The sequence below is a fragment of the Streptomyces sp. WAC06614 genome (assembly GCF_003949795.1).
Classification (GTDB): Bacteria; Actinomycetota; Actinomycetes; order Streptomycetales; family Streptomycetaceae; genus Streptomyces.
Genome location: NZ_RPRY01000773.1, coordinates 1 through 680, shown reverse-complemented (window position 1 = coordinate 680; position 680 = coordinate 1). Strand labels below are relative to the sequence as shown.

General features: G+C 82.1%; 1 pseudogene. It reads right to left on the bottom strand.

Annotation, left to right across the window (positions count from 1 at the left end):
* A pseudogene (locus tag EF918_RS37590) lies at nt 1-680 on the bottom strand (hypothetical protein); the annotation flags it as partial.

Below are 680 nucleotides of genomic sequence, written 5' to 3'. Positions count from 1 at the left end.
GCCCACCGCGGGGCCGCGGCCGTGGCGGCCAGCGCCCCACCGGCCCCGCCCAGCACCGCGAAGACCGCGAACGTCGCCACCCGCCCGTCCAGCGCGGCCACCGTCCCGCTCACCGCCCCCGCCAGGGCGCACCCGGCCGCCGCGACCCGCCGCGCGTCCGGGCAGCGCACCACCAGCCGGCCTGCGGCCAGGGTCAGTCCCACTTGGCACGCCAGCACCACGGCCATCGGCAGCCCCAGCGCCACCGGCGCCAGGAACAGCCCGGCCCACGCCGCCACCACCGCCACCTGGCCCGGCTCCGGTCGTTCCAGGGCCCGGCGCAGCCACTGCGCCGCGAGCGCCACCAGACCCAGCACCACCGCGGCCGCCAGCGGCCGCGACCCGGGCAGCTCCACCGGCCCGGACGAGCCCGCCCACACCCGGTCCAGCACCCGTACCGGAGCCGCCAGCGCCGCCACCGCCACCGGCAGCGCCGCGAGCCCGGCCAGCGCCACGGTCCCGGCACCCGCCCGCACCAGGCCCCGGCGCACCTGCGCCGGCAGCCCTGCGGCCCGTACGGCGCCCAGCAGCGGCAGCGCCACCACCAGGTGGCCCACCACCACCCAGCCGCCGTCCAGCAGCGGCCGGACCAGGCCGCCCAGCGCGGCCACCGCCGCCACCGCACCCGCCAGCGCCACCCC